This window comes from Streptomyces sp. NPDC043738 (assembly GCF_056436545.1).
The window spans coordinates 12,350-34,945 of sequence record NZ_JBWKCJ010000026.1 but is presented as its reverse complement, the minus strand read 5'-3'; the positions used below and the strand labels follow the sequence as shown (position 1 = coordinate 34,945).

At 72.7% G+C, this 22,596-nt stretch carries 16 protein-coding genes and 1 pseudogene; 14 read left to right on the top strand and 3 right to left on the bottom strand.

Annotated elements, in window-relative coordinates:
• Positions 1-30: 30 nt before the first annotated feature.
• On the bottom strand, positions 31-2,793 hold the full coding sequence (locus tag AC0680_RS28355; RefSeq protein WP_478634084.1) for a winged helix-turn-helix domain-containing protein: 2,763 nt from the start codon (positions 2,791-2,793) through the stop codon (positions 31-33).
• Positions 2,794-3,240: 447 nt separating this feature from the next.
• Between AC0680_RS28355 and AC0680_RS28350 the strand changes: the two genes are divergently transcribed.
• Positions 3,241-4,623, top strand: coding sequence for a diacylglycerol/lipid kinase family protein (locus AC0680_RS28350; protein ID WP_478634081.1), 1,383 nt, complete (start codon positions 3,241-3,243; stop codon positions 4,621-4,623).
• On the opposite strand, the gene AC0680_RS28345 is transcribed toward AC0680_RS28350, so the two are convergent.
• Entirely contained in the window at positions 4,572-5,513 is a 942-nt protein-coding gene (locus tag AC0680_RS28345; protein WP_478634078.1) for an MBL fold metallo-hydrolase, read from the bottom strand. The two genes, AC0680_RS28350 and AC0680_RS28345, sit on opposite strands and share 52 nt — an antisense overlap.
• Positions 5,514-5,695: 182 nt before the next feature.
• On the opposite strand from AC0680_RS28345, the gene AC0680_RS28340 reads away from it, so the two are divergent.
• The 10 genes from AC0680_RS28340 (at position 5,696) to AC0680_RS28295 (ending at position 16,741) form a co-directional block, all read left to right on the top strand.
• Positions 5,696-5,905 carry a hypothetical protein gene (locus tag AC0680_RS28340; RefSeq protein WP_478634284.1) on the top strand — a complete coding sequence of 70 codons (210 nt, stop codon included), beginning with the start codon at positions 5,696-5,698 and terminating at the stop codon, positions 5,903-5,905.
• Positions 5,892-7,283, top strand: a complete 1,392-nt coding sequence (locus tag AC0680_RS28335; protein ID WP_478634076.1) for an amidase — start codon at positions 5,892-5,894, stop codon at positions 7,281-7,283. Before AC0680_RS28340 ends, AC0680_RS28335 begins: the two co-directional genes overlap by 14 nt.
• 69 nt (positions 7,284-7,352) lie before the next feature.
• Entirely contained in the window at positions 7,353-7,907 is a 555-nt protein-coding gene (locus tag AC0680_RS28330; RefSeq protein WP_478634281.1) for a TetR/AcrR family transcriptional regulator, read from the top strand.
• Between the two features lie 137 nt (positions 7,908-8,044).
• The gene (locus tag AC0680_RS28325) at positions 8,045-8,518 is read left to right on the top strand and encodes a carboxymuconolactone decarboxylase family protein (RefSeq protein ID WP_478634073.1); all 474 of its coding nucleotides are present in this window, start codon (positions 8,045-8,047) and stop codon (positions 8,516-8,518) included.
• A 150-nt stretch (positions 8,519-8,668) separates the two neighbouring features.
• Positions 8,669-9,604 (top strand): RNA polymerase sigma-70 factor, encoded by a 936-nt coding sequence (locus AC0680_RS28320; protein WP_478634071.1) that lies wholly within the window; start codon positions 8,669-8,671, stop codon positions 9,602-9,604.
• 131 nt (positions 9,605-9,735) lie between these two features.
• Positions 9,736-11,202, top strand: a complete 1,467-nt coding sequence (locus AC0680_RS28315) for a membrane-associated oxidoreductase (protein ID WP_478634068.1) — start codon at positions 9,736-9,738, stop codon at positions 11,200-11,202.
• Positions 11,203-11,435: 233 nt separating this feature from the next.
• Positions 11,436-12,275 (top strand): SDR family oxidoreductase, encoded by an 840-nt coding sequence (locus AC0680_RS28310; protein ID WP_478634067.1) that lies wholly within the window; start codon positions 11,436-11,438, stop codon positions 12,273-12,275.
• Positions 12,276-12,342: 67 nt separating this feature from the next.
• On the top strand, positions 12,343-13,857 hold the full coding sequence (locus AC0680_RS28305) for a cytochrome ubiquinol oxidase subunit I (RefSeq protein WP_478634064.1): 1,515 nt from the start codon (positions 12,343-12,345) through the stop codon (positions 13,855-13,857).
• Positions 13,854-14,894 (top strand): cytochrome d ubiquinol oxidase subunit II, encoded by a 1,041-nt coding sequence (locus tag AC0680_RS28300; protein WP_478634062.1) that lies wholly within the window; start codon positions 13,854-13,856, stop codon positions 14,892-14,894. Before AC0680_RS28305 ends, AC0680_RS28300 begins: the two co-directional genes overlap by 4 nt.
• A gap of 47 nt (positions 14,895-14,941) precedes the next feature.
• Entirely contained in the window at positions 14,942-16,741 is a 1,800-nt protein-coding gene (locus tag AC0680_RS28295; RefSeq protein WP_478634060.1) for a cation:proton antiporter, read from the top strand.
• Between the two features lie 17 nt (positions 16,742-16,758).
• On the opposite strand, the gene AC0680_RS28290 is transcribed toward AC0680_RS28295, so the two are convergent.
• Positions 16,759-18,594 (bottom strand): glycoside hydrolase family 15 protein, encoded by a 1,836-nt coding sequence (locus tag AC0680_RS28290; RefSeq protein ID WP_478634058.1) that lies wholly within the window; start codon positions 18,592-18,594, stop codon positions 16,759-16,761.
• Between the two features lie 307 nt (positions 18,595-18,901).
• Between AC0680_RS28290 and AC0680_RS28285 the strand changes: the two genes are divergently transcribed.
• The 3 genes and pseudogenes from AC0680_RS28285 to AC0680_RS28275 all read left to right on the top strand — a co-directional run.
• Entirely contained in the window at positions 18,902-21,760 is a 2,859-nt protein-coding gene (locus AC0680_RS28285; RefSeq protein ID WP_478634055.1) for an AfsR/SARP family transcriptional regulator, read from the top strand.
• Between the two features lie 118 nt (positions 21,761-21,878).
• Positions 21,879-22,043: a hypothetical protein gene (locus AC0680_RS28280; protein ID WP_261958127.1), complete on the top strand. Its 165-nt coding sequence runs from the start codon at positions 21,879-21,881 to the stop codon at positions 22,041-22,043.
• A 91-nt stretch (positions 22,044-22,134) separates the two neighbouring features.
• A pseudogene (locus AC0680_RS28275) lies at positions 22,135-22,530 on the top strand (MauE/DoxX family redox-associated membrane protein); the annotation flags it as partial.
• Between the last annotated feature and the right edge of the window lie 66 nt (positions 22,531-22,596).

Genomic DNA, 22,596 nt, shown 5'->3' with positions numbered 1-22,596 from the left:
CGGACCAGGTGACATCCGGCCGCCGCCGGGTCACAGCAGATGCAGCTCACGCGCGCGCCGTACGGCGTCGGCTCGGCGGGAGACCGTGAGCTTGCGGTAGATGCTCCGCAGATGCGTCTTGACCGTGTTGACCGACAGATACATCGCCTCGGCGATCTCCTCGGTCGACAGCAGCTCCGCGCCGTGCCGGAGCACCTCGCGCTCACGGTCGGTCAGCGCCTCCACCATGACCGGCGCCGACGGGCGGCCGCCGTCCGTGCGGGAGGGACCGTTGACGCGCGCCGGCCGGTCCAGCAGCCATGCGTGCCCGGTGGCCAGATCGGGCCGCTGCTCCAGCAGATGCCACACCCATGGGCCCGCCTCGGTGAAGGGCCGGCGGGTCCGCTCGGGGCGGGCGATGGCCAGCGCGTCGTGCAGCAGGCGGCATGCGGCGTCGGTGTCCTGGGCCAGGGACGCGGCACGGGACCGCAGCAGGAGAACGCGGATCTGCTCCGCGGTTCCCGCGTCCGGCCGGCGGTCCAGGGAAGCGAGGAGGCCCAGGGCCCGGTCGAGGTCTCCGGCGGCGAGCCGGGCCTGGACGAGGGCGAGGGTGTGCGCCGCACCGCCGCCGTCGGACTCGGCCAAGGCGGCGAGCGCCGACGCGGGGTCGCCTCGGGCCAGTTGGGCCGCCGAGCGGGCGAGGGCGAGGCGCTGCGCCGGCCACGGCGCCGGGGGGCCGGCGTCGGCGTCGCCCTTGAGGGCCGTGAGTGCGGCCTGCCACCGTCCGTGCGCGAGCTCCAGCCGGGAGCGGACGATGGCGATCTCGGCGTCCGTGACCGGGTCGTGCCCGGCATCCGGGGACGCGGCCGCGAGGTCGAGTCGACGGCGGGCGGCCCGCAGTTCGCCTCGTTCGAGGGCGACGGCGGCCAGCGCGAGGTGGCCGATCCCGGACCACGGGGTCGGCGGAACGGACCGGTCCCCGACGAGTTCCAGCGCGAGCAGGGCGTGCTTCTCGGCCCGGCTCAGCTCCCCGCGCTGGGACTCCAACAGGGCCAGCCGGCCGAGGCTGCCCTGCCGGACGGTCCGGGTCACCTCCGTGGTGCAGCCCTCCACCGCGTGCTCGAAGGCCGCCATGGCCTCGTCGGGGCGGCCGCCCAGTTGCAGCCCGCACGCCAGCCCGTACCGCCGCAGCGCCTCGATCTCCTGGTGGGCCTCGACGAGTGGCCGCGGCAGCCGCTCGGCGAGTGCGCGGGTCCGCCGGGCCGCCGACTCCGCCGTGCGGCAGACGTCGTCGCCGTCTTGCGCCGGGGTGCCGGCCAGCAGCCGGAGCAGGGCGGCGGCGAGTCGGGCTTCCGGTGCCTGCCGGGCTCCCGGCTTGCGCAGAGCGCCCTCGGCCCGGTCCAGTTGCGCCCGGCAGTCCGCGGTGTCGTACCGGGCCAGCGCGCAGGCGGCCGCGACGAGCGCGCAAGCCGCGCCCGGCAGGTCGCCGGGCAAGGCGGAGAAGACCCGCTCCAGCCTGGGTGCCTCAGGGCCGGTGAGCAGGTGTCCGATCTCCAGGCGGCTCACCACGCGGGTGCAGGCCCACTCCCAGTCCGCGGCCGCGGCGGCCTGTTCCATCCCCTCGGCGAGCCTGCCGGTGTCAGCGAGCCAGGCCGCCGCCCGGCGACGCAACCAGGGTTCGAGGCCGGGCCGGTGATGGCGCAGGTGCATCCGCAGCACCTCCGAGAACAGCGGCTGGTAGCGGCACCACGGTGTGCTGTCGATCGGCTCGACGAAGAGGTGGGCACGGGTGAGTTCGGCCAGGATCCACTCGGCGTCCTCGCGTTCCGTCAGCACGTTCGCCAGGTCCGGGTGCACCCGGTCGAGGATGCTGCTGCGCATCAGCAGTTCCTGGGTGGCGGCGGGCTGGGCGGCGAAGACCTCGGTGAGCAGATAGTCGGCGAGGGCGCTCTGGGAGGCGGCGAACGACCGGGCGAACTCGGCCGGGTCGTCGGCCCGCTGCATCTCCAGTGCACACAGCCGCAGTCCGGCAGCCCAGCCCTCGGTGCGCGCCAGGAGTGCGTCGACGCTCTCCTCATGGCCTCCCAGGCCGTGACCGCGCAGCAGCCGCGCCGCCTCCTGCCGGGTGAACGCGAGGTCGGGGCCGCGGATCTCCCTGATCCGGCCGTCGGCGCGGTAGCGGTGCAGCGGCAGCAGCGGGTCGACGCGGCTGACCAGCACCAGGCGCAGTTGCGGGCCGGCGTGGTTCAGCACGAAGTCCAGGCCGGAGGTGACCGCCCGTACCGGCACGTGCTCCAGGCCGTCGATGACGAGCACGACCGGCCGGCGCAGCTGTGCAAGTGCGGACGCGAGCCGGGCGAGCAGGGAGTGGTCGACGCGGTCGGCGGCGCCGGGCTGCCCCACCTCGTCGGGCAGCACGACCTGGTGATGGTTCAACGCCTCCAGCACGTAGGCCCAGAACACCCCGGGCGCCCTGTCGTCCTGCTCGGCCGTCAGCCACGCCACCGGGCCGGGGGCACTCCCGCCGCGCGCCCAGGAGGCGGCCAGCGTGGTCTTTCCGGCGCCTGCCGGGCCCGTGATCAGGGTCAGCGGCCCGGCCGTGCCTTCGGTGAGCCGGTCGAGCAGCCGCTGCCGGCGGATGGCCTTGCGCGGAACGGACGGTACGGAGAACTTCGCGGCCAGCAGCGGGTCACCGGTCGGCGCCAGGTGCGCGGGGGCGCCGCCGCGGTCGGACGCCGCGGCGAGCCTCCGTAGAGCGGGGAGCGCGGACTCCCCGTCGTCGGCTGCCGCTGCTGAGGCTGTGCTGCGGGGCATGGGCATCACCGTCTGGGTGCGGGCTCCCTGGCACCGCCGTCCGCCGGCCGCCGCACACGTGCCGGACGAGGCGGTCATCTCCTGTCGAACCGCTTCCCGCCCCATGAGGACCCGTCTCCCACTGTGCGGCCCCCGAACCATGATCGCCATACGGGGGCCGGGACGCGGCGGCCGGCGCCCACCGCCCGGGCTGCCGCGCCACCACCCGCACACCCGCGCCCGTCCTCACCGCTCACCCGCCCAGGGTGATGCCGGGCCCGGCCGCGGGCTGTGGACTGGCAGCCGGCAAGCCGAGCGGCAGCCGGCCGAAGCGGTGGCACGCCGAGCGGCCGGCAAAGCCGTAGCGGTGGCACGCCGAAGTGCCGGTATGCCGCTCCCGCCGGCACGCAAGGCATCGCCGCCGGGAGATGTCGACACCACCGGGCCTCGTGACCGCCAGGAGTCTCCATGGGCAGTACGGATACCGGCGCACGCGACCGGACGCAGCGCTGGTCCGCACTCGCGGCCTTGGCGGCCGGAGCCGCGGCCGCTCTGGTCCCGCTGCTGTTCGCCGGGCTCCGCAGCGTCGCTCTCCTGGGCGTCGGGCTGGCCGGACTCGCCGTCGGCGCGGCGGGCGTCTGGTGGATGCTGACCCGGCGCGGACTGGTCAGGGTGCTCGCGGGCGCCCTGGCCGTCATGGCTCCGGTCGTCGTGCTCGTGCTGTACGCGGGGGCCGGTCTGCTGTGGGTGGTCCTCGTCTCCCTCGCCCTGTGCGCACTGGCCGTCTCCACCGGCGGAGCCGCGCTCAGCCGGGGCGCTCGGCCGGGTGGCCCGCCAGGAGTCCGCGCCGCGCCGCCGAAGAGCCCCTTCCTGGTCATGAACCCTCGCTCGGGTGGTGGGAAGGTGGGCAGATTCCGCCTGAAGGAGCGGGCCGAGGAGCTGGGTGCGCAGGTGCACCTGCTGGACCCCGCTCACCATGAGGACGTGGTCGCGCTCGCCCGCCGCGCGGTGGACGACGGCGCCGACCTCCTGGGTGTCGCGGGAGGGGACGGCACGCAGGCCATGGTGGCGGGTGTGGCCGCGGAGCACGGCCTGCCGTTCATGGTGATCTCGGCCGGTACCCGCAACCACTTCGCACTCGACCTCGGCCTGGACCGGGATGATCCGGCGAACTGCCTCGACGCCCTCACCGACGGCGTCGAGATCCGTGTCGACCTCGGCTTCATCGACGGGCGGCCCTTCGTCAACAACGCGTCCTTCGGGACGTACGCGTCCGTCGTACAGAGCCCCGCCTACCGCGACGACAAAGTGCGGACCATCCTGGAGCTGCTTCCGGACCTGCTGACGCACCAGCGCGGCCCGCGGCTGGCCGTGCGCGTCGGGGGCACGGCCATCGACGGCCCGCAGGCCGTCCTCGTCAGCAACAACCCCTACCGCATGGATGATCCGGCCGGACTGGGACGGCGCGAAGAGCTGGACGCGGGCGTCCTCGGGGTCCTGGGCGTCACGGTCGACAACGCGGCGCAGGCGGCCGGCATCCTCAGGGGCAGGCACGGCCCGGGCCTCACCGTGCTGACCGCCCAGGAGGTCGTCGTCGACGCCGACGAGCCCGAGATCCAGGCCGGGGTGGACGGCGAGGCGCTCACCCTGCCGACCCCCGTCCGCTGCACGATCCGGCCCCGAGTCCTGCGGGTACGCGTGCCGCGTCGCCGTCCTGGTGTGCCGCGGGCCAAGCCCCCGATGGACTGGCGGCGGCTGCGCAGACTCGCGTTGGGGCGGGAGCGTCCGGCGGCGGACCCTCAGCCGCCGACGCCGGACCGGCCGGCCGGGGGGACCGGCAGCAGCCGGTAGGCGTTCCCCTGGACGGTCACCCGGCCGGCTGTGGGCGGCGCGAAGTGGGTGCCGAGGATCAGGGCGTCGGTGCCGGCGAGCGAGCCGAGCAGGGAGCGGCGGGTGGCCTCGGACCGCTCCGGGTCGATGTCGACACAGCTGCCGATGGCGGGGTGGGCGAACTGGACGGGGTGGTGGATGCAGTCGCCGGTGATCAGCGCCGTCTCGCCGCGGCTGCTCACCTGGACGGCGACGTGGCCGGGGGTGTGTCCGGGGGTGGGCAGCAGGCGCACGCCGGGGGCGACCTCGGTGCCCTGGGCGGGGACGTCGACGAGGTCGAGCAGTCCGGCCTCCTCGACCGGGTCCACGGAGTCGCGGAACATCTGCCGCCGCGGCTCGTCCATCTCGTACCCGTTCCAGAACTCCCGCTCGGCGCGGGCGGTGACGTAGCGGGCGTGGGGGAACGTGGGGACCCAGCTGCCGTCGTCCTGGGCCCGGGTGTTCCAGCCGACGTGGTCGGCGTGCAGGTGGGTGAGGACGACCAGGTCGACGCGGTCCGGGGGGAATCCGGCGTTGGTGAGGCGCTCGAGATAGTCGGTCCTGAGGTCGTGCCACGCCGGGTTCGCCCGCGTCTTGCCGTTGCCGATGCCGGTGTCGACGAGTACGCGCAGCCCGCCCGCTTCGAGCGCGAAGCTGTGGCTGTCGATGTGCAGTACGCCGTCGCTCCCGGCGAAGTCGGGGCGCAGCCAGTCGTGTCGGGCGACCACGTCCGCGGTGGCGCCGGGCAGCAGCCAGCGCCCGGTCGCGGGCGGGAGGGGGACCTCGTCGATGCGGTGAACGGTGACGTCGCCCACGGTCCAGGACGGGGTGGCGGCGGGCGGGTGGGCTTCGTCGGCCGGTGGTGTCTGCACGGCTCGTTCGATTCCTTTCCTTCGTCTGCCCGAGCGGGCCCGGCTCAGAGATCGGAGCGGGCCAGCTAAAAGCAATGGGTTTGCTTTAAGTGACTGTAGGCTCTACGGTCCCTTAAGGCAAATGCTTAGCTTTTGTGTCGCAGTCGCTCCGATTCCCCTGAGGGAGACCCATGTCCGCCGATGTGTCAGCCGATGAACTCAATCCGCCCGAGGCGGCCCGATGGGCTTCCCGTGCCGGACTCCCCTTGGCGGACGACCGCCACGCGGAGGTGGCGGCGACCGCCCAGCACATCCACACCGTCGTCGCGATCCTGCGGGAGCTCGACTTCGGTGACACCCAGCCCGCCTTCGGCTACCGCGCCGGAGAGGAGCGGCGCGATGCGGCCTTCTGAGCTGTCCCTCACCGCCGCCGCGGACGCGATACGCGAGCGGCGGGTGTCGCCCGTCGAGTTGGTGGACTCGGTGCTCGACCGCATCGCGAGCGTGGAGCCGCACCTGGGGGCCTATGTCACGGTGACGGCGGAGCGGGCGCGCCGGTCGGCGCGTGCGGCCGAGCGCGAAGCCGCGGCCGGCCGTCTCCGGGGCCCGTTGCACGGGATCCCCATGGCGCTGAAGGACCTGATCGATGTCGCCGGCACGGCGACGACGGCCGGCTCCCGGGTCCGTGCCGACCACCGCGCGACGGCCGACAGCACGGTCGCCGCGCGCCTGGCGGCGGCCGGCGCGGTCCTGCTCGGCAAGACCGAAACCCATGAATTCGCCTACGGGCTGACCACACCGCAGACGCGCAACGCCTGGGACCGCGACCGGGTCGCCGGCGGATCCAGCGGCGGTTCGGCCGTCGCCGTCGCGGCGGGGGCCGCGGTCTTCGCCCTGGGGACCGACACCGGCGGATCGGTCCGGGTACCCGCCGCACTGAACGGCGTCGTCGGCCTCAAGCCGACGTACGGCCGCGTACCCCGCCACGGTGTGACGTCGCTGTCGTGGTCGCTGGACCACGTGGGCACCCTCACCCGCAGCGTCGAGGACGCGGCCCTGGTCCTGTCCGCCGTGGCCGGACACGACCCCCGCGATCAGGCCTCCCTGCCCGCGGCCGCCGGGGGCCACCGGCCGGGCGGGGAGGGGGACCTGACGGGGCTGCGCGTCGGGGTGCCGGGCAACTACTACTTCGACCGGGTCGACCCGGAGGTGGAGTCCGCCGTCCGGAACGCCGTCGACCGGCTCCAGGCCCTCGGCGCACGGCTCGTCGACGTCGAGATCCCGATGACGCGCTATGTCCAGGCGACACATTGGGGCCTGATGGTCCCCGAGGCCACCGCCTACCACGAGCGGACCCTGCGCGCGGTCCCCGACCTGTACGAGGCGGACGTCCGCGTGCTGCTCGAAGCCGGGGAACTGATGTCCGCCGGGGACTATCTGCGCGCCCAGCGGGCCCGGACGCTGATGCGGCGGGAGTGGGCGCGGATGCTGGACGAGGTCGACGTGATCGCCGCCCCGACGGTCCCGCTGACCGCGGTGCCGGCCGGGGAATCGTCGGTCACCTGGTCCGACGGCACGGTCGAGAGCGTCTCCGACGCCTATGTGCGCCTGTCGTCGCCCGCGAACATCACCGGGGTGCCCGCCTTGTCCGTACCGGTCGGCCACGACCGGGCGGGGCTGCCGATCGGCATGCAGCTGCTCGGGCGGCCGCTCTCCGAGGCCCTGCTCCTGCGGGTCGGTCACGCCTACGAGCGGACCGAACCGGCCCGCGGGCTCGCGCCGGTGGGCTGAGGGCGTCGCGGGGGCACCCCTCTAGAAGCAAGTATTTTGCTTTAAGGTGGAGGTATGGCTCGCAGACAGATGGTGCGCCCCGGGGGGCGCAGCGCCCGGGTCCAGGAAGCGGTGCACTCCGCCGTACGCGCACTGGAATCCGAGGTGGGCCGGGACGCCCTGACGGTGCCGCTGGTGGCCCAGCGCGCCGGAGTCACCCCGTCGACGATCTACCGCCGCTGGGGCGACCTGCAGGAACTACTGTCGGACGTGGCCGTCGAGCGCCTGCGCCCCGACACACAGCCGGGGGACCACGGTGACCTGGCATCCGACCTGACGGCCTGGGCCGAGCAGTTCCTCGACGAGATGGCCGCTCCCTCGGGGCGCGCCTACATCCGCGACGCGCTGCTCGGCGACCCGGACGGCAGCAACGCCGGCCGGTGCTCGGCCTACGCCGCCGAGCAGATCGAGACCGTCCTTGCCCGCGCGGCCGACCGCGGGGAGCGCGCGCCCGCCGCCGAGACGGTCATCGACCACGTCGTCGCCCCGATGATGTACCGCATTCTCTTCCGTCCCAGCGGACTTGACGCCGACTACGCGCGCGGGCTCGTGACGAAGCTGCTGGCCCCGGCCCGCAAGCGCTGACGGAGCGCGTCGGTTCCCGCTCCTCCCCCGTACGCCGGCGGCCGGGAGACCCAGGTCACATGCGTCCATGTCACAGGGGGTCGGGCTACCCCGTCTCAGAGGGTGTAGCCACTTACGACGACGCACAGGAGCACATCATGGACGCACGCCTGAACTACTTCGCCGCCCCGATCGCCGGCAAGGCCCTCAAGCACGTCATGGCGGCGGGCAAGGTGCTCAAGGACGCGCCGCTGCCGGCCGCGACGCAGGAGCTCGTGGCGCTGCGCGTAAGCCAGATCAACGGGTGCGCCTTCTGCATCGACATGCACACCAAGGATGCCGCCGCTGCCGGCGAGACATCGGTGCGGCTGAACCTGGTCGCGGCGTGGCGGGAGGCCACGGTCTTCACCGAGGCCGAGCGGGCCGCCTTGGAACTGGCGGAGGAGGGGACCCGGGTCGCGGACGGGGCCGGCGGGGTCGGTGACGCGGTGTGGGCGTACGCCGCCAAGCACTATGACGAGGAGCAGCTCACCGCCCTGGTGCTGCTCATCTCCTTCATGAACATGGCGAACCGGCTGAACGTCATCGCCCAGCAGCCGGCCGGCAGTTACCAGCCCGGGCAGTTCCACTGAGGGGCACCGCGTCAGCGGCCCGGGGTCCCACGGCGGGCTCCGGGCCCCGTACGCGGGGCACCGCACCGGCCCGCCGACGGGCCACACGATCATTGGATGATGCGCACCGGCACATACGGCCGGGCACGGGGGCTTGAAGGAAGGACCGGCGTGAGCAAGGTCGAGGAGTTCGAGGAGCTGCGGCCACTGCTGTTCTCGATCGCCTATCGCATTCTGGGCAGTGTGGGCGAGGCCGAGGACGCGGTGCAGGAGACGTGGCTGCGCTTCGACGGCTCGTCGGCCCGGCCCGCGTCGACCAAGGCGTATCTGTCGACCGCGGTGACGCGGATCTCGATCGATGTGCTGCGCTCCGCGCGGGTACGGAGGGAGGAGTACGTGGGCCCGTGGCTCCCCGAGCCGCTGCTCGGCGACCCGTATCAGGACCCGGCGAGGTCGGCGGAGCTGGCCGACTCGGTGTCGATGGCGGCGCTGTTGCTGCTGGAGCGGCTCAGCCCGCTGGAGCGGGCGGTCTTCGTGCTGCGGGAGGTGTTCGCCTTCGGGTTCGACGAGATCGCCGCGGCGGTGGGGCGTTCGGAGGCGGCCTGCCGGCAGCTGCTGGTGCGGGCGCGGCGGCACATGGAGGCCGGGCGGCCACGGTTCGCGGCGGACCGTCAGGAGCGCCAGGAGCTGGCGACGCGGTTCTTCGACGCGCTGCGCAACGGCGATGTGGACGGGCTGCGTAGTCTGCTGGCCGCCGACGTGCAGCTGGTCGGGGACGGTGGCGGCAAGGCCCCGCAACTGGCCAAGGGCGTCCTGGGCGCGCGGAACGTTGCCCGTTTGCTGGGCACGGTCTCCCCCTGGCTGTTCCGGATCGACGTGACGTGCGAGCCGCGCGAGGTCAACGGCCAGCCCGGCGCGATCTTCCGCGACCGGGACGGCGGGGTGATCCACACCCTGGCCCTCGACGTGCTCGACGGACAGATCCAGACCATCCGCACCGTGGTCAACCCCGACAAGCTCGGCCACCTCGGGCCGGTCGCCGACGCCTGGGCCGTCGACCGCGAGGTCAAGCAGGCCCGCCGGCAGCGGAACCGGTCCGAGAAGTAGCGCCCACGAAGGCCCGTTCACCGGCAGCGCCGGCGCGCTTCGCCGCGGCGGACGGCAACCACAACGACTGGTTCCCATGAGTGCTTCGTGAGCCGGTTGACAGCTCGAACGCCGCAGGCCAGAGTCCCGGCGTGAGCGAGACCAATGATCTTACGCCGGCCGAGACGCGTGTCTGGCGGGCCTTTCCCCGAGGCGAGTCCGTGGACTTCCGCGCTGCCGAGAACGAGGACCCGGAGCTGTGCGACACCTGGGGTGCCGAGCGGACTCTACGGGCGAGCGTCCTGCGGGCGCTGCTGGTCAAGGCTCCGCAGGAGGAAGGGGAGATCGCCGCGCTCAAGATCACGGGTGCGCGGATCACCGGCACACTGGACCTGAAGTACGCCGCGATCGACGCCCCCATCCGGTTCGGCCACTGCCACTTCGACGGCGTGCCCGACCTCTATGGTGCCCGGCTGCGCCAGCTCGATCTGAGCGGGTCCGTTCTGCCGGGCCTGACCTCGGGGACGTTGCGGGTCGAGGGGGTACTGCGGATGACGGACTGCCGTATGCGGGGGCCGGTGCGGCTAGGAGGGGCGCGGATCTCCGGGGCGCTGTTCATGGAGCGGGCGGAGTTCACCGAACAGGACGGCGCCGAGCCGGCGTTGCAGCTGAACCAGGCCGCGATCGGGGACGACCTGTGGGCGCCCCAGATGCGTGCGCACGGACAGGTTCGGCTCACCGGCGCCTCCATCACCGGGCGGATCAACCTCCAGGACGCCGAGTTCAACAACCCCGGTGGCACCGCGCTGGACGCCCAGAACCTCACCGTGGGAGCCCATGTACGGGCGCGGTGCCTACGTACGCAGGGCCGGGTCGAGCTGCGAGGCTCACGCATATCGGGTCGGGTCGACCTTCTCCACGCCCGTCTGTCGCATCCGGGCGACACGGCGCTGCGGGCGAGCAGCTGTGTCATCGGCGAACTCTGGCTGAGCGGAGGCGACCGCATCGAGGGCGCCCTGAACCTGAGGCGCTCTCACATAGAGATCCTGACCCTTGACCCCGAGATGCTGCCGGCGGAGGTGCATCTCGGCAACCTCACGTACACCGCACTCACCCCGCACGAGCCCGCCGGTCGTCGCCTTGCGATGCTGGAACGGGACGGCGGCCAGTATGAGCCCTACGCCTACGAGCAGTTGACCGCCGCCTACCGCCGCATCGGTGACGACGACGCGGCCCGGCTCGTCCAACTCGCCAAGGTGCGCCGCCGGCGCACCACGCTCAACTGGTACGGACGGCTGTGGGGGTACATGCAGGATGCGACCGTCGGCTACGGCTTCCGTCCGATGCGCGCGGCTGTCTGGCTGCTGTCCCTCGTGGCCATCGGATCGATCGCGTACGGCCTGGACCACCCACGCCCCGTCAAGGCGGACGAGGCCCCCGACTTCAACCCCGTCTTCTACACCCTCGACCTGCTCCTGCCGGTCGTCGGCTTCGGCCAGGAGTCGGCATTCGCCCCCGACGGCTGGCACCAGTGGCTCTCGTACGTCTTGATCATCACCGGCTGGATCCTGGCGACCACGGTCGTCGCGGGCGTGACCCGATCGGTCAGCCGCCAATGAGCGGTTCTCAAGCCCGTACACCTCGCATCACCTCCTCGCAGAGCCCGCCGATGCCGGGCGACGGGCCGCCCGGTCGGCGAACCCGGCCTCCGACCGGGCGAAAGATCCTCGGCCGGGCGGCGTAATCCCAGCACGCCCCGGCCGCCGCCCGTCCCCGGTGGTGGTTCCGTGACGCTCGACCTTTCCGGGTGCGGTCCGGCGGTCGGGTCACGGAGCGGAGGAGGCTGTCGATCGTGAGTCCTGCTGAGGGCGCCCCCCGGGGCGTGGTCCCGGCGCATCTGCTCAAGGGACAGAAGGCGCTGGTCACGGGCGCCAACTCCGGTATCGGCAAGGCGACGGCGGTGGGTCTCGGCCGGGCGGGCGCGGACGTGGTGGTGAACTACGTGGCCGGCCGGGAGGCGGCCGAGCAGGTGGTCGAGGAGATCACCTCGTGCGGAGTGCGGGCGGCCGCGTACGAGGCGGACGTGTCCCAGGAGGATCAAGTCGTCGCCATGATGGACCGGATGGTCCAGGAGTTCGGGACGATCGACATCCTCGTCGCCAACGCCGGCCTGCAGCGTGACGCCTCCTTCACCGAGATGTCCCTCGCCCAGTGGCAGAAGGTGCTGGACGTCAACCTCACCGGGCAGTTCCTCTGCGCCCGCGAGGCGACCAAGGAGTTCCTCCGCCGCGGGGTCGTCCCCGAGGTATCGCGCGCCGCCGGAAAGATCATCTGTATGAGCTCGGTGCACCAGCTCATCCCGTGGGCGGGCCACGTCAACTACGCCTCCTCCAAGGGCGGCGTACAGATGATGATGGAGACCCTGGCCCAGGAACTCGCACCGAAGAAGATCCGCGTCAACGCGATCGCCCCGGGGGCCATCAAGACCCCCATCAACCGCGGTGCCTGGGAGACACCACAGGCGCAGCAGGACCTCCTGCGCCTGATCCCCTACGACCGGATCGGCGACCCCGAGGACATCGCGCACGCGGCCGTCGGCCTCGCCTCCGACCTCATGGACTACGTCGTGGGCACCACCCTCTACGTGGACGGGGGAATGACCCTCTTCCCCGGATTCGCCACCGGCGGCTGACCTCCGCTCGGCTGCCCACCGGCGGCTGACCTCCGCCCACCTGCGCCGGCTCCCGGGGGAGACTCCCATGCACACCACGCTTCACCTGCTGGCGGACGCGCCGCCCCAGATGCTGCCGGCCAGATCGCTGATGGCCTTCACCCTCGCCACCCACATCATCCTGGTCCCCTTCGGGGTGGCACTGCCGCTGATCACCCTCATCATGCACGCCTACGGAATGCGCCGCGGCTCCCCGATTGCCCTGCTGCTGGCGCGGCGCTGGTCGGCGGTCATGGCGGTGCAGTTCGCGATCGGCGTCGTCACCGGCACCGTCCTGTCCTTCGAGTTCGGTCTCCTGTGGCCCGGCATGATGGGCAGATGGGGCGACGTCTTCGGCATCGGCTTCGGCGTGGAGGCCTGGGCCTTCTTCCTCGAAGCGGTCCTCATCGCCATCTACCTGTACGGCTGGCGCAGACTGCCGCCCCGGGCCCACTTCCTGCTGGCGCTCCCCCTGCCGGCCGCCGCCCTGCTCGGCGCCTTCGGCATCCTGGCCGCCAACTCCTGGATGAACACCCCCCGGGGCTTCACCCTCGACTCCGCGGGCAACCCCACCGACGTGCACGTCTGGAAGGCCGTCTTCACCCCGATGTTCGGGCCCCAGTACTGGCACTTCGTGGTGGCGATGCTGGTGACCGCGGGCTACGTCGTGGCCGGGGTCTACGCCGCCGGCTGGCTGCGCGGCCGCCGGGACCGCTACCACCGTCTCGGCTTCACCGTTCCCTTCACCGTCGCCGCGGTACTCACCCCCGTCCAGTTCGTGCTGGGTGACGCCATCGCCCGCGCGGTCTTCCACAAGCAGCCGGTGAAGTTCGCCGCGATGGAGATCGTCTGGCGGACCGACACCCACGTACCGGAGTACCTGTTCGGCCGACTCCATCCGGACGGGAGCATCTCCGGCGGCATCAAGATCCCGCAGCTGGACTCCATCCTCGCCGGGTTCCGTGCGGACACGAAGGTGACCGGACTGACGTCGGTGCCGGCGCGGGACCGGCCGACGGCCACTCAGGCCACCATCGCCCACTGGGCCTTCGACATCATGGTCGGGATCGGCTCCGTGCTGGTGCTGCTCGCCCTCTGGTACGGCCTCGTCTGGCTGCGCCGCCGCCGGCTGCCCGAGTCGAAGTGGTTCTTCCGGAGCGCCGCAGGCGCGGGCGCCGCCTCCGTCGTCGCCGTGGAATGCGGCTGGATCACCACCGAAGTGGGCCGTCAGCCCTGGATCGTCTACCAGAACATGCGGGTCGCCGAAGCGGTCACCGCGACGCGTTCCGTCGCGTTGTGGACCACCTTCGGCCTCGTCGCCGTGGTGTACGTGTTCGTCTTCGGCTCGTTCCTCGTCGTGCTCCTGAAGATGCGCACCCGCTGGCGGCTCACCGACGAACAGCACAAGGAGGCGGGAGCGAAGGAGGCGGGAGTGGCGGAGCAACCGGAGACGGACACCCCGTACGGGCCCCGCTCCGCGGTGGTGGCCGGTGGCGCTCCGGCCTCCCCCGAGCAGGGCCCACCGACCGACCAGGGCCCACCGACCGGGCAGGGCCGGTCGTGACCGCCGGTCTCGTCGCCGTCGTCCTGCTGCTCGCGGTCGCCGCGTACGCCTGCGCCGGCGGCACCGACTACGGGGCCGGCTTCTGGGACCTGACCGCGGGCGGAGCGGAGCGCGGCAAGCGCCCCCGGTGGCTGATCGACCACGCCATGGCCCCGGTGTGGGAGGTCAACAACGTCTGGCTGATCTTCGTCCTGGTCATCATGTGGACCGGCTTCCCGGTGCTGTTCCAGACCGTCTTCTCCGCGATGTGGCTGCCGCTGGCGCTGGCCGCCGTCGGGACCGTGCTGCGCGGCGCCGGCTTCGCCCTGCGCAAGCCCAGCCGCCGGCTGGCCGGCCGACGCCTCTACGGGGCGGTGTTCGCGATCTCCTCGCTCCTCACGCCGTTCTTCCTCGGCGCCGCCGCCGGGGGGATCGCCTCCGGCAGGGCGGCCCCGGGCACCGAGCCGTCGGCACATACCTGGTCCAACCCCACCTCGATCCTCTTCGGCCTCCTCGCCGTCGCCACCACGGCCTTCCTGGGAGCGGTGTTCCTGGCCGCGGACGCCCGCCGCTTCGACGCCCACGACCTGGACGGCTACTTCCGACGGCGGGCTCTCGCCGCCCTCGCCGCCGTCGCCGTACTCGCCGTGATCACCCTTTTCCTCACCCACGGCGACGCCCCGCACGTATGGCACGGCCTGACCCACGGCGTGGGCCTGGCATTCGTCGTCATCGCGGCACTCGCCACGGTCGCGACCGCCTGGCTGCTGCTGCGCACCTCCGCCGCCTGGTCCCGGGTCACCGCCGTCGGCGTGGTCGCCTCGGCCGTCCTGGCATGGGGCATGGCCCAGCGCCCGTACCTCATCCCGACCTCACTGACCGTCGCCGAGGGGGCGGGCGCCCCGACCACACTGCGCTGGCTGATGTTCGTCAGCCTCGTCGCGGTCGTCCTGGTCCTCCCGGCGGTCGCCCTCCTGTACTGGCTCGACACCCACGGCGAGCTGGAGGCCCTCAGCGACGCCGACCTGCGGAGCAGCGGTGCCCGGGACGAGGGCTGACCTCAAGTGCCCCCTGGCGCACGGGGCGTCCGCGGGGTGAAGCGGCCATGACCGAGGACGAGATCCTGCTGGGCGTCGGCCTGACCGTCGCCCTCGCCGTCGGCTCCCAGATCCTGGCGAGCCGGTTGCGGGTCCCGGCCCTGGTGGTGCTCCTTCCGGCGGGTTTCGCCGCCGGGGCGCTGACGGACGTCGTCCACCCCGACGAGCTGGCGGGGCAGGACTTCTCCGCCCTGGTGTCCCTGTCGGTGGCGATGATCCTCTACGACGCCGGGCTGGGTCTGGACCTGCGCCATCTCAGGGGCGCGACCAGGAGCGTGGTCGTCCGGCTCATGCTGCTGGGCGTGCTGGTCACCTGGGGGGCCGTCATGGCGCTGGGACCCGCCCTGTTCGGCGTACCGCTCACCGTGGCCTGCATGCTCGGCGTGATCCTCGTCGTGTCGGGGCCGACGGTCGTCGGGCCGCTGCTCGACCACGTGCGCCCCACGGACACGGTGCGACGGGTGCTGATCTGGGAGGGCTCGCTGATCGACCCGGTCGGGGGCATCCTCGGCGCCGTCGTCTTCCACTCCATCGTCTCCGGCGGACTCCGGGCCGGTCACGGCTTCCGGTTCGCCGACTTCTTCGCCAGCATCGCCGTCGGGCTCGTCGGCGGCCTGATCGGGACCGCGCTGCTGTGGCTCACCCTCCGGGTGCTGGGCCTGGGCGAGACGCTGGGCACGCTCGCCCAGCTGGCCACCGTGGTCGTGGTGGCCGCGGGGTGCGACATGGTGCTCGACGACACGGGCCTGATCGCCGCGATCGTCACGGGGATGACCGTGGCGAACCTGCCGGGCTTCGACATGCCCGCCCGCCGGCCGTTCTTCGAGACGCTGGTGCAGCTCATCATCGGCCTGCTGTTCGTCTCCATCTCGGCCACCGTGACGCCGAAGTCCGTCGTTCCGGTGCTGCTGCCCACCCTCGTACTCGTCGCCGTGCTCGTCCTGGTGGCGCGGCCGTTGATCGCGCTCCTCTCCACCGCGCGGACGGAACTGACCACCGGGGAGCGCGCGTTCGTCGGCTGGATGGCGCCCCGCGGCATCGTCGCCGCCTCCACGGCCGCCACCTTCTCGTCGGACCTCGTCCGCGACGGTCTCAGGGGCGCCGACCGGATCCTGCCGGTCACCTTCCTGACGATCGTCGGCACCGTCCTGGTCTACGCGCTGACGGCCAGGCCGGCGGCCGCCGCACTGGGCGTCGTCCGGTCCGCGCGTACCCGCCCCCTGCTGGTGGGCGGCGACCCCTGGGCGGTGGACCTCGCGCGGTCGCTGCGCGCCGCCGGGCTCGACGTGCTGATGTGGGCCGGACCGGCACGGCAGCGGGACCGGATCCGGGACGCGGGGATCGAGCTGGCCGCCGGGGAGCTCATGGCCGCGGCGACCGACCCCGAAGCCCGGCTGGAGGGGGTCACGGCGGTCCTGCTGCTCACCGACGACGACGACTTCAACGCGCTCGCCTCGGTCGTCGTGCGGGAGGGCGTCGAGGGGCCCGTCTACCGTGTCGGCCCACCACCCGGCACCCTGGGCGTGGTGGCCCCGTCCACCGGCGGTGCCGTCCTCTTCGGCTCCGGCCTGCTCCGCGACACCCTGGCGGCCCGCCATGAGCAAGGGGCCCGCTTTCCTGTGCAGCCCGCCGCCCGACCGCTGCCACCGCAGCACCGGATCCTCTTCGTCGTACGGGCCGACGGCCGGCTCGAACCGGTCACCGACACCCGGCGGGCCGCGCCGGCGGACGGCGACACGCTCGTGCTCTTCGGGCCGCTGCCGCACGACCGCCCGGACCCCACGGGGGCACACCACGACCCGGGCTGACCGGCCGGGGCGGTGCCCTAGCGCCGCCGGTTCAGGGACGCGTCCAGGGTGATGGCCGCGTCGATCAGCGCGAGATGGGTGAACGCCTGGGGGAAATTGCCCAGTTGACGGCCCGTCAGGGCGATCTCCTCCGAGTACAGACCCAGGTGGTTGGCGTAACCCAGCATCTTCTCCAGCACCAGCCGGGCCCGGTCGGTCCGCCCCGCCCGCGCCAGCGCGTCGACGTACATGAACGTGCACAGCGAGAAGGTGCCTTCCGATCCGCGCAGCCCGTCGGGTGAGGCCTCGGGGTTGTACCGGTAGACCAGGCTGTCGGTGACCAGCTCCTGTTCCATCGCGTCCAGCGTGGAGACCCACATCGGGTCGTCGGGCGTGATGAACCCGACCGTCGGCGCGCGCAGCAGCGAGGAGTCCAGCACATCGCTGCCGAAGTGCTGGACGAAGGCGTGGCGCTGCTCGTTCCAGCCCTTCGCCATGACCTGTGCGTAGATCTCGTCCCGTGCGCTGCTCCACCGGTCGGCGGTGGCCGGACGGCCGTTGTCCGCCGCGAGCCGCAACGCGCGGTCGAAGGCGACCCACGACATCACCCGGCCGTACGTGAAGTGCTGGCGGCCGCCGCGGGTCTCCCACAGGCCCTCTCCCGCCTGGTCCCAGTGGTCGACCAGCCAGTCGAGCAGGGTGAGCAGCGACGTCCAGCCCCGGTGACCGAGCTGGAGCCCGTGCCGGTGAGCGAAGGAGATGCTGTCCAGCGCCTCCCCGTAGATGTCCAGTTGGAGCTGGGTGGCCGCGCCGTTGCCGATGCGCACCGGGGCGGAACGCTCATAGCCCTCCCAGTGCTCCAGGATCTCCTCGTCCAGGTCCGAGGAACCGTCGACCTTGTACATGATGTTCAGCGGACCGGAGTCCCCCTGGCTGCCGACCCGTTCCTGGACCCGGTCGCTCAGCCAGTCGATGAACGCCTTCGCCTCGTCGGTGAATCCCAGCCCCAGCAGGGCGTAGACGGAGAAGGAGGCGTCGCGGATCCAGGTGAAGCGGTAGTCCCAGTTGCGTTCACCGCCCAGCTGCTCCGGGAGTCCCGCCGTCGGGGCGGCCACGAGGGCGCCGCTGGGCGCGTAGGTCATCAGTTTCAGCGTCACGGCCGCGCGTTCCACCGCCTCCCGCCAGCGTCCCGTGTACCGCGACTGGCCCAGCCAGGACCGCCAGAAGCGGATGGTGTCGTCGAAGAGCTGCTGGAACTCGTCGTGCCGGATCTCCCGGGGCGGTCCGTCCGCCGACGACTCCAGGACCATGCCGCGCTGCTGGCCCGCCTGCAGGGTGAGGGCGAAGTGCAGGTCGTGCTGGCCGGTGAGGGTGTTGAGCAGCCGCTCGTCCTGTGGTTCACGGACCGTGTGCACGGTCAGCTCCAGCCCCTTCGAGGCGAACACCACGCCCTGCTCGGTGAAGTGCAGTTCGTGCGGCTCGCGCCCGTAGTCGAACCGCGGCGCGATGTCGATCTCGAAGGTCATGCTGCCCCGCACGCAACGGATCATACGGACCAGACGGTGACGGGCCGAGACCGTGGTCCCGGTCACCGGCATGAAGTCGATGACCTCGCCGGCCCCCGCCTCGGTCATGAACCGGGTCACCAGGACCGCCGTGTCGGGCAGGTACAACTGCTTGGTCGCGTAGGTCGTATGGGCCGGCCGGACCGTGCAGTGTCCGCCCTTCTCCCGGTCCAGCAGAGCGCCGAACACACTGGGGGAGTCGAACCGCGGGCAGCAGAACCAGTCGACCGTCCCGTCCGTGGTCACCAGGGCCGCGGTCTGCAGATCCCCGATCAGACCGTGGTTCTCGATCAGCGGGTAGTGGTCCATCGGGGCGCCCCTTTCGGCATGCGCTGTCACCCGGATGCCGCCCCACGACCAGCGTAGTCCGGAAACCCGGCACCGGCCCGCCGAGCCGGTGGCGGGCACTGCGCCCAGGGCCGGCAGCCGGGTGGGCGGCCTCGGCGCGAGTGGTCGGAGCCCCGGGCAACGGAAGCCGCCATGGTCGGCGCACCGCGCTCACGCAGCAGGGGGGACGCCTGCTCGCACCCGGTGCGGACGGGAGAACGTCCTGGATGTCCCTTGCCTCCCCTGCCGGATCCCCGAACACTGGCGCACACGGGGGAAGGGGTACGGGGTGGCCGTCGAATTCTGCTTGCTCCACACGATCAGCGCGCAGGTGGACGGCCGGGAGGTGGATCTGGGGCATCTGCGCCAGCGCCAGGTCCTCGCGGCTCTCCTCGTCGACGCCAACCGCCCCGTCTCCGTGGAGCGGTTGATCGACCGGCTCTGGGGCGAACGCCCGCCGCAGCGCGCCGCGACGACGCTCTACAGCTATGTGTCGCGGCTGCGTCGCGTCATCGAGCCGCTCGGCGCGTCGATCAGCCGCCATCCGCACGGCTACGTGTGCGAGGTGGACCCGCGAACGGTCGACCTGCACCGCTTCCGCGACCTGGTCGCACGGGCCCGGTCGGGGGACGACAGCCACGCCGCACGGCTGCTCACCGAGGCGCTGCGGCTGTGGCCCAGCGACGCGCCGGCCGAGCCGGACACCCCGTGGTTCAGCGCGCTGCGCGACACCCTCGAAGGCGAGCGCCTGGGCGCCGAGCTGGACCTCAACGACCTGCTGCTGCGGCAGGGCCGGGAGTCCGAGCTGCTGGCCCCGCTGCGTCTGCGGGCCCGGGAACACCCCCTCGACGAGCGGATCGCCGCGCAACTGATGCTCGCCCTGCACCGGCAGGGCCGCACCCCGCAGGCACTGGAGGTCTACCGGGGCATCACGCGGCTCCTGGACGCGGAGCTGGGCCTCGCCCCGAGCCCCTCGCTACGGCAACTGCACCAGGACCTCCTCATGGGCGCGCCACTCCTGGGCGCCGACAGAACGGCGGGGGCGCCCGGCGACTCCCTCCCCGGCTCCGCTACCGGTTCCGGTTCCGGTGCGGGTCCCGGCCCCTCGCCGGTGGCGGCCGCCGAAGCCGGCCGGTTCCCCGTGCCGCGCCAATTACCGCCGCCCCCACCGGTGTTCACCGGGAGGGGGCGCGCCATGGCGGAGCTCGACCGGCTCCTGGAACCACCGTCCGCCCACGGCGGTACGGTGCCGATCGCGGGCATCGGCGGATCCGGCGGCATCGGCAAGACCTGTCTCGCCCTGCACTGGGCGCACCAGCGACTGGACCAGTTCCCCGAGGGGCAGCTCTACCTGAACCTGCGCGGCTTCGAACCCTCGGGGACGCCGACGACCGTCGCCTCGGCCCTCCGCGACCTGCTCGACAGCCTGGGCGCGCCCGAAGGGGCCGTCCCCACCGGACTGAACGCCCAGGTGGGGCTCTACCGCAGCCTCATCCAGGGCCGCCGCATCCTTGTGATCCTGGACAACGCACGCGACGCCGAACAGGTCCTGCCCCTGCTCCCCGGCAGCCCCACCTGCGTCGTCATCGTCACCAGCCGCCACCACCTGGCCGGCCTGGTCACCACGCACGGCGCCCGCCTCCTCACGCTGGGCCCGCTGTCCACCGCCGACGCCGCGTCACTGCTCACCCGCCGGCTCGGCCGGGAGCGACTGCGCAAGGAACCCACCGCGGCCGCCGGTCTGCTCCAGCTGTGCGGCGGGCTGCCACTGGCCATCAGCATCATCGCCGCCCGCGCCGCCGTCCACCCGACGTTCCCGTTGCGGGCGCTGATCCGCGATCTGCACGGGGCGGGCGGCGCCCTCGACACCCTCGACGCGGGGGACGACTCCGCCGACCTGCGGGCCGTCTTCGCCTCGTCCTACGGCGCGCTCAGCGAACCCGCACGCCGGCTCTTCCCCCTGCTCGGCCTGCACGCGGGCCCCGACATCGGCCTGGCCGCGGCGGCCGCCCTGGCCGGGGCCGAGCCGCACCAGGTCAGCCGGGCCCTGACCGAACTGGTCCGCTCGCACCTGGTCACCGCCCACCGGCCCAACCGCTACACGATGCACGACCTGCTGAGCGCCTACGCCGCCGAACTGGCCGCGGCGGACCCGGCGAGCCGATCCGCCTTCGAGCGCCTGGTCGACCACTATCTGCACACCGCCCACGCCGCCGACCGGCTGCTGTCCCCCCACGGCGAGCCGATCGCCCTGGCACCGGCCTTGCCGGGCGCGGCGCCCGCCCAGCCGGCCGACCACCAGGCCGCCCTGGAGTGGTTCGCCGCCGAACGCGCCGTGCTGACCTCCCTCGTGGCACAGGCCCGCCACACCGAACTCCACGCCAGGACGTGGCAACTGGCAGCCGTCCTCCCCACGTTCCTGGCACGACGCGGCCTGTGGGACGAGCTCACCGCGACGCAGTACGCCGGGCTCGAAGCAGCGACCGCCCTCGCCGACCGCTCGTACCAGGCCCGCACCCACCGCGAACTGGGCAACTCCTGCTGCGAGACCGGCCGCTTCGACGATGCGCACGCCCACCTGGAGCAGGCCCTCACCCTGTACCGGGAGCTGGGCGACATGGTGGGCCAGGCCCACACCCACCTCAACCTCGGCTGGCTGTGGGAGCGCCGGGGAGATCAGCAAAGGGGCCTGGAACACGACCTGCTCGCGCTCGACCGCTTCGAGGCCGCGGACCACGAGACCGGCCGTGCCAGGGCCCTGAACGCCGCCGGCTGGGACCACGCGCAGCTCGGCAAGTACGAGGAGGCCGCCGACTTCTGCCGGGAGGCGCTCGCCCTGCAGCAACACCTCGGGGACCGCCGCGGCGAGGCGAACACCTGGGACAGCCTCGGATACGCGCTCCAGCACCTGGGCGACCACCGGCAGGCCGCCGACTGCTTCCTGCGGAGCCTGCACCTGAACGAGGAACTCGGCCACCAGTACAACCAGGCCGAGACGCTGGAGCACCTCGGCGACACCCACGAAGCCGGCGGTGACACCGCGGCGGCCCGCGCGGCCTGGCAGCGGGCGGCGGACCTCCTGCACGCCGTCGGACACAACGACGCGGACCTCCACCGGCTCCGCACCAAACTCCAAAACCCGTCCTGACCAGCTCATTCAAGAGATGGACAAGGTTTGTCCAGGACCGCCCGAGCATCGTCGGAGATGCCAGTACGGCACCTGGAAACGAGTAGGGAGTGTGGACGTGTACCGGAAGATGGAAGCGATGGGAAGCAGGCTCCTGGAGCGGTTCGTACCCAAGGCCGAGGCATCCGCCGCCGGCTGCTACGTGTGCGTCACCGGCGGGCCGGGATCCGGCTGCGCGCGGTGGAACCACACCTGGGTGAAGGACCAGTGCACGAATACGTTCATCCGCTGCGGCTGCTTCTGACGCGCGGTTCTCACAGGGCATCGCCGTCCGGCCGGGTCGCGCAACTCCGCGCCGCCCGGCCGGCTCCGGCGCACTAAGGGGTATCCGTACCGTGGACATACTCGCTGTAGCCTGCGCGTCCTGCCTCGCCGTGGTCTTCGGGGCGGCGGCGCTGGGCAAGATCCGCAGCCGGGCCGCCTTCTCCCGGTTCACCCAGTCGCTGACCACCATGGCCCTGCTGCCGGCCGGCTGGGTGCGCCCCTGCGCCGTGCTCGTGGCGGGGAGCGAGGTGGTGGTGCTCCTGCTGCTGCTGGCGAGCCCGCTGACGGTGCCTGCGGGCGTCGTGGGGTTCGTCCTCGCCACCGGCCTGCTGCTGGCGTTCACCGTGGGCGCCGTGCTCACCGTCATCCGACAAGTACGTGTGGTGTGCCGCTGTTTCGGGGCCTCCGGCGCCCCGATGGGCCGGCTCCATGTGCTGCGCAACGCCGCGCTGACGCTGATCGCGGCGGGGGGAGCGCTGAGCGGCGGGGGGGGGGGGGGGGGGGGGGGGGGGCAGGGGGGGGGGGGGGGGGGG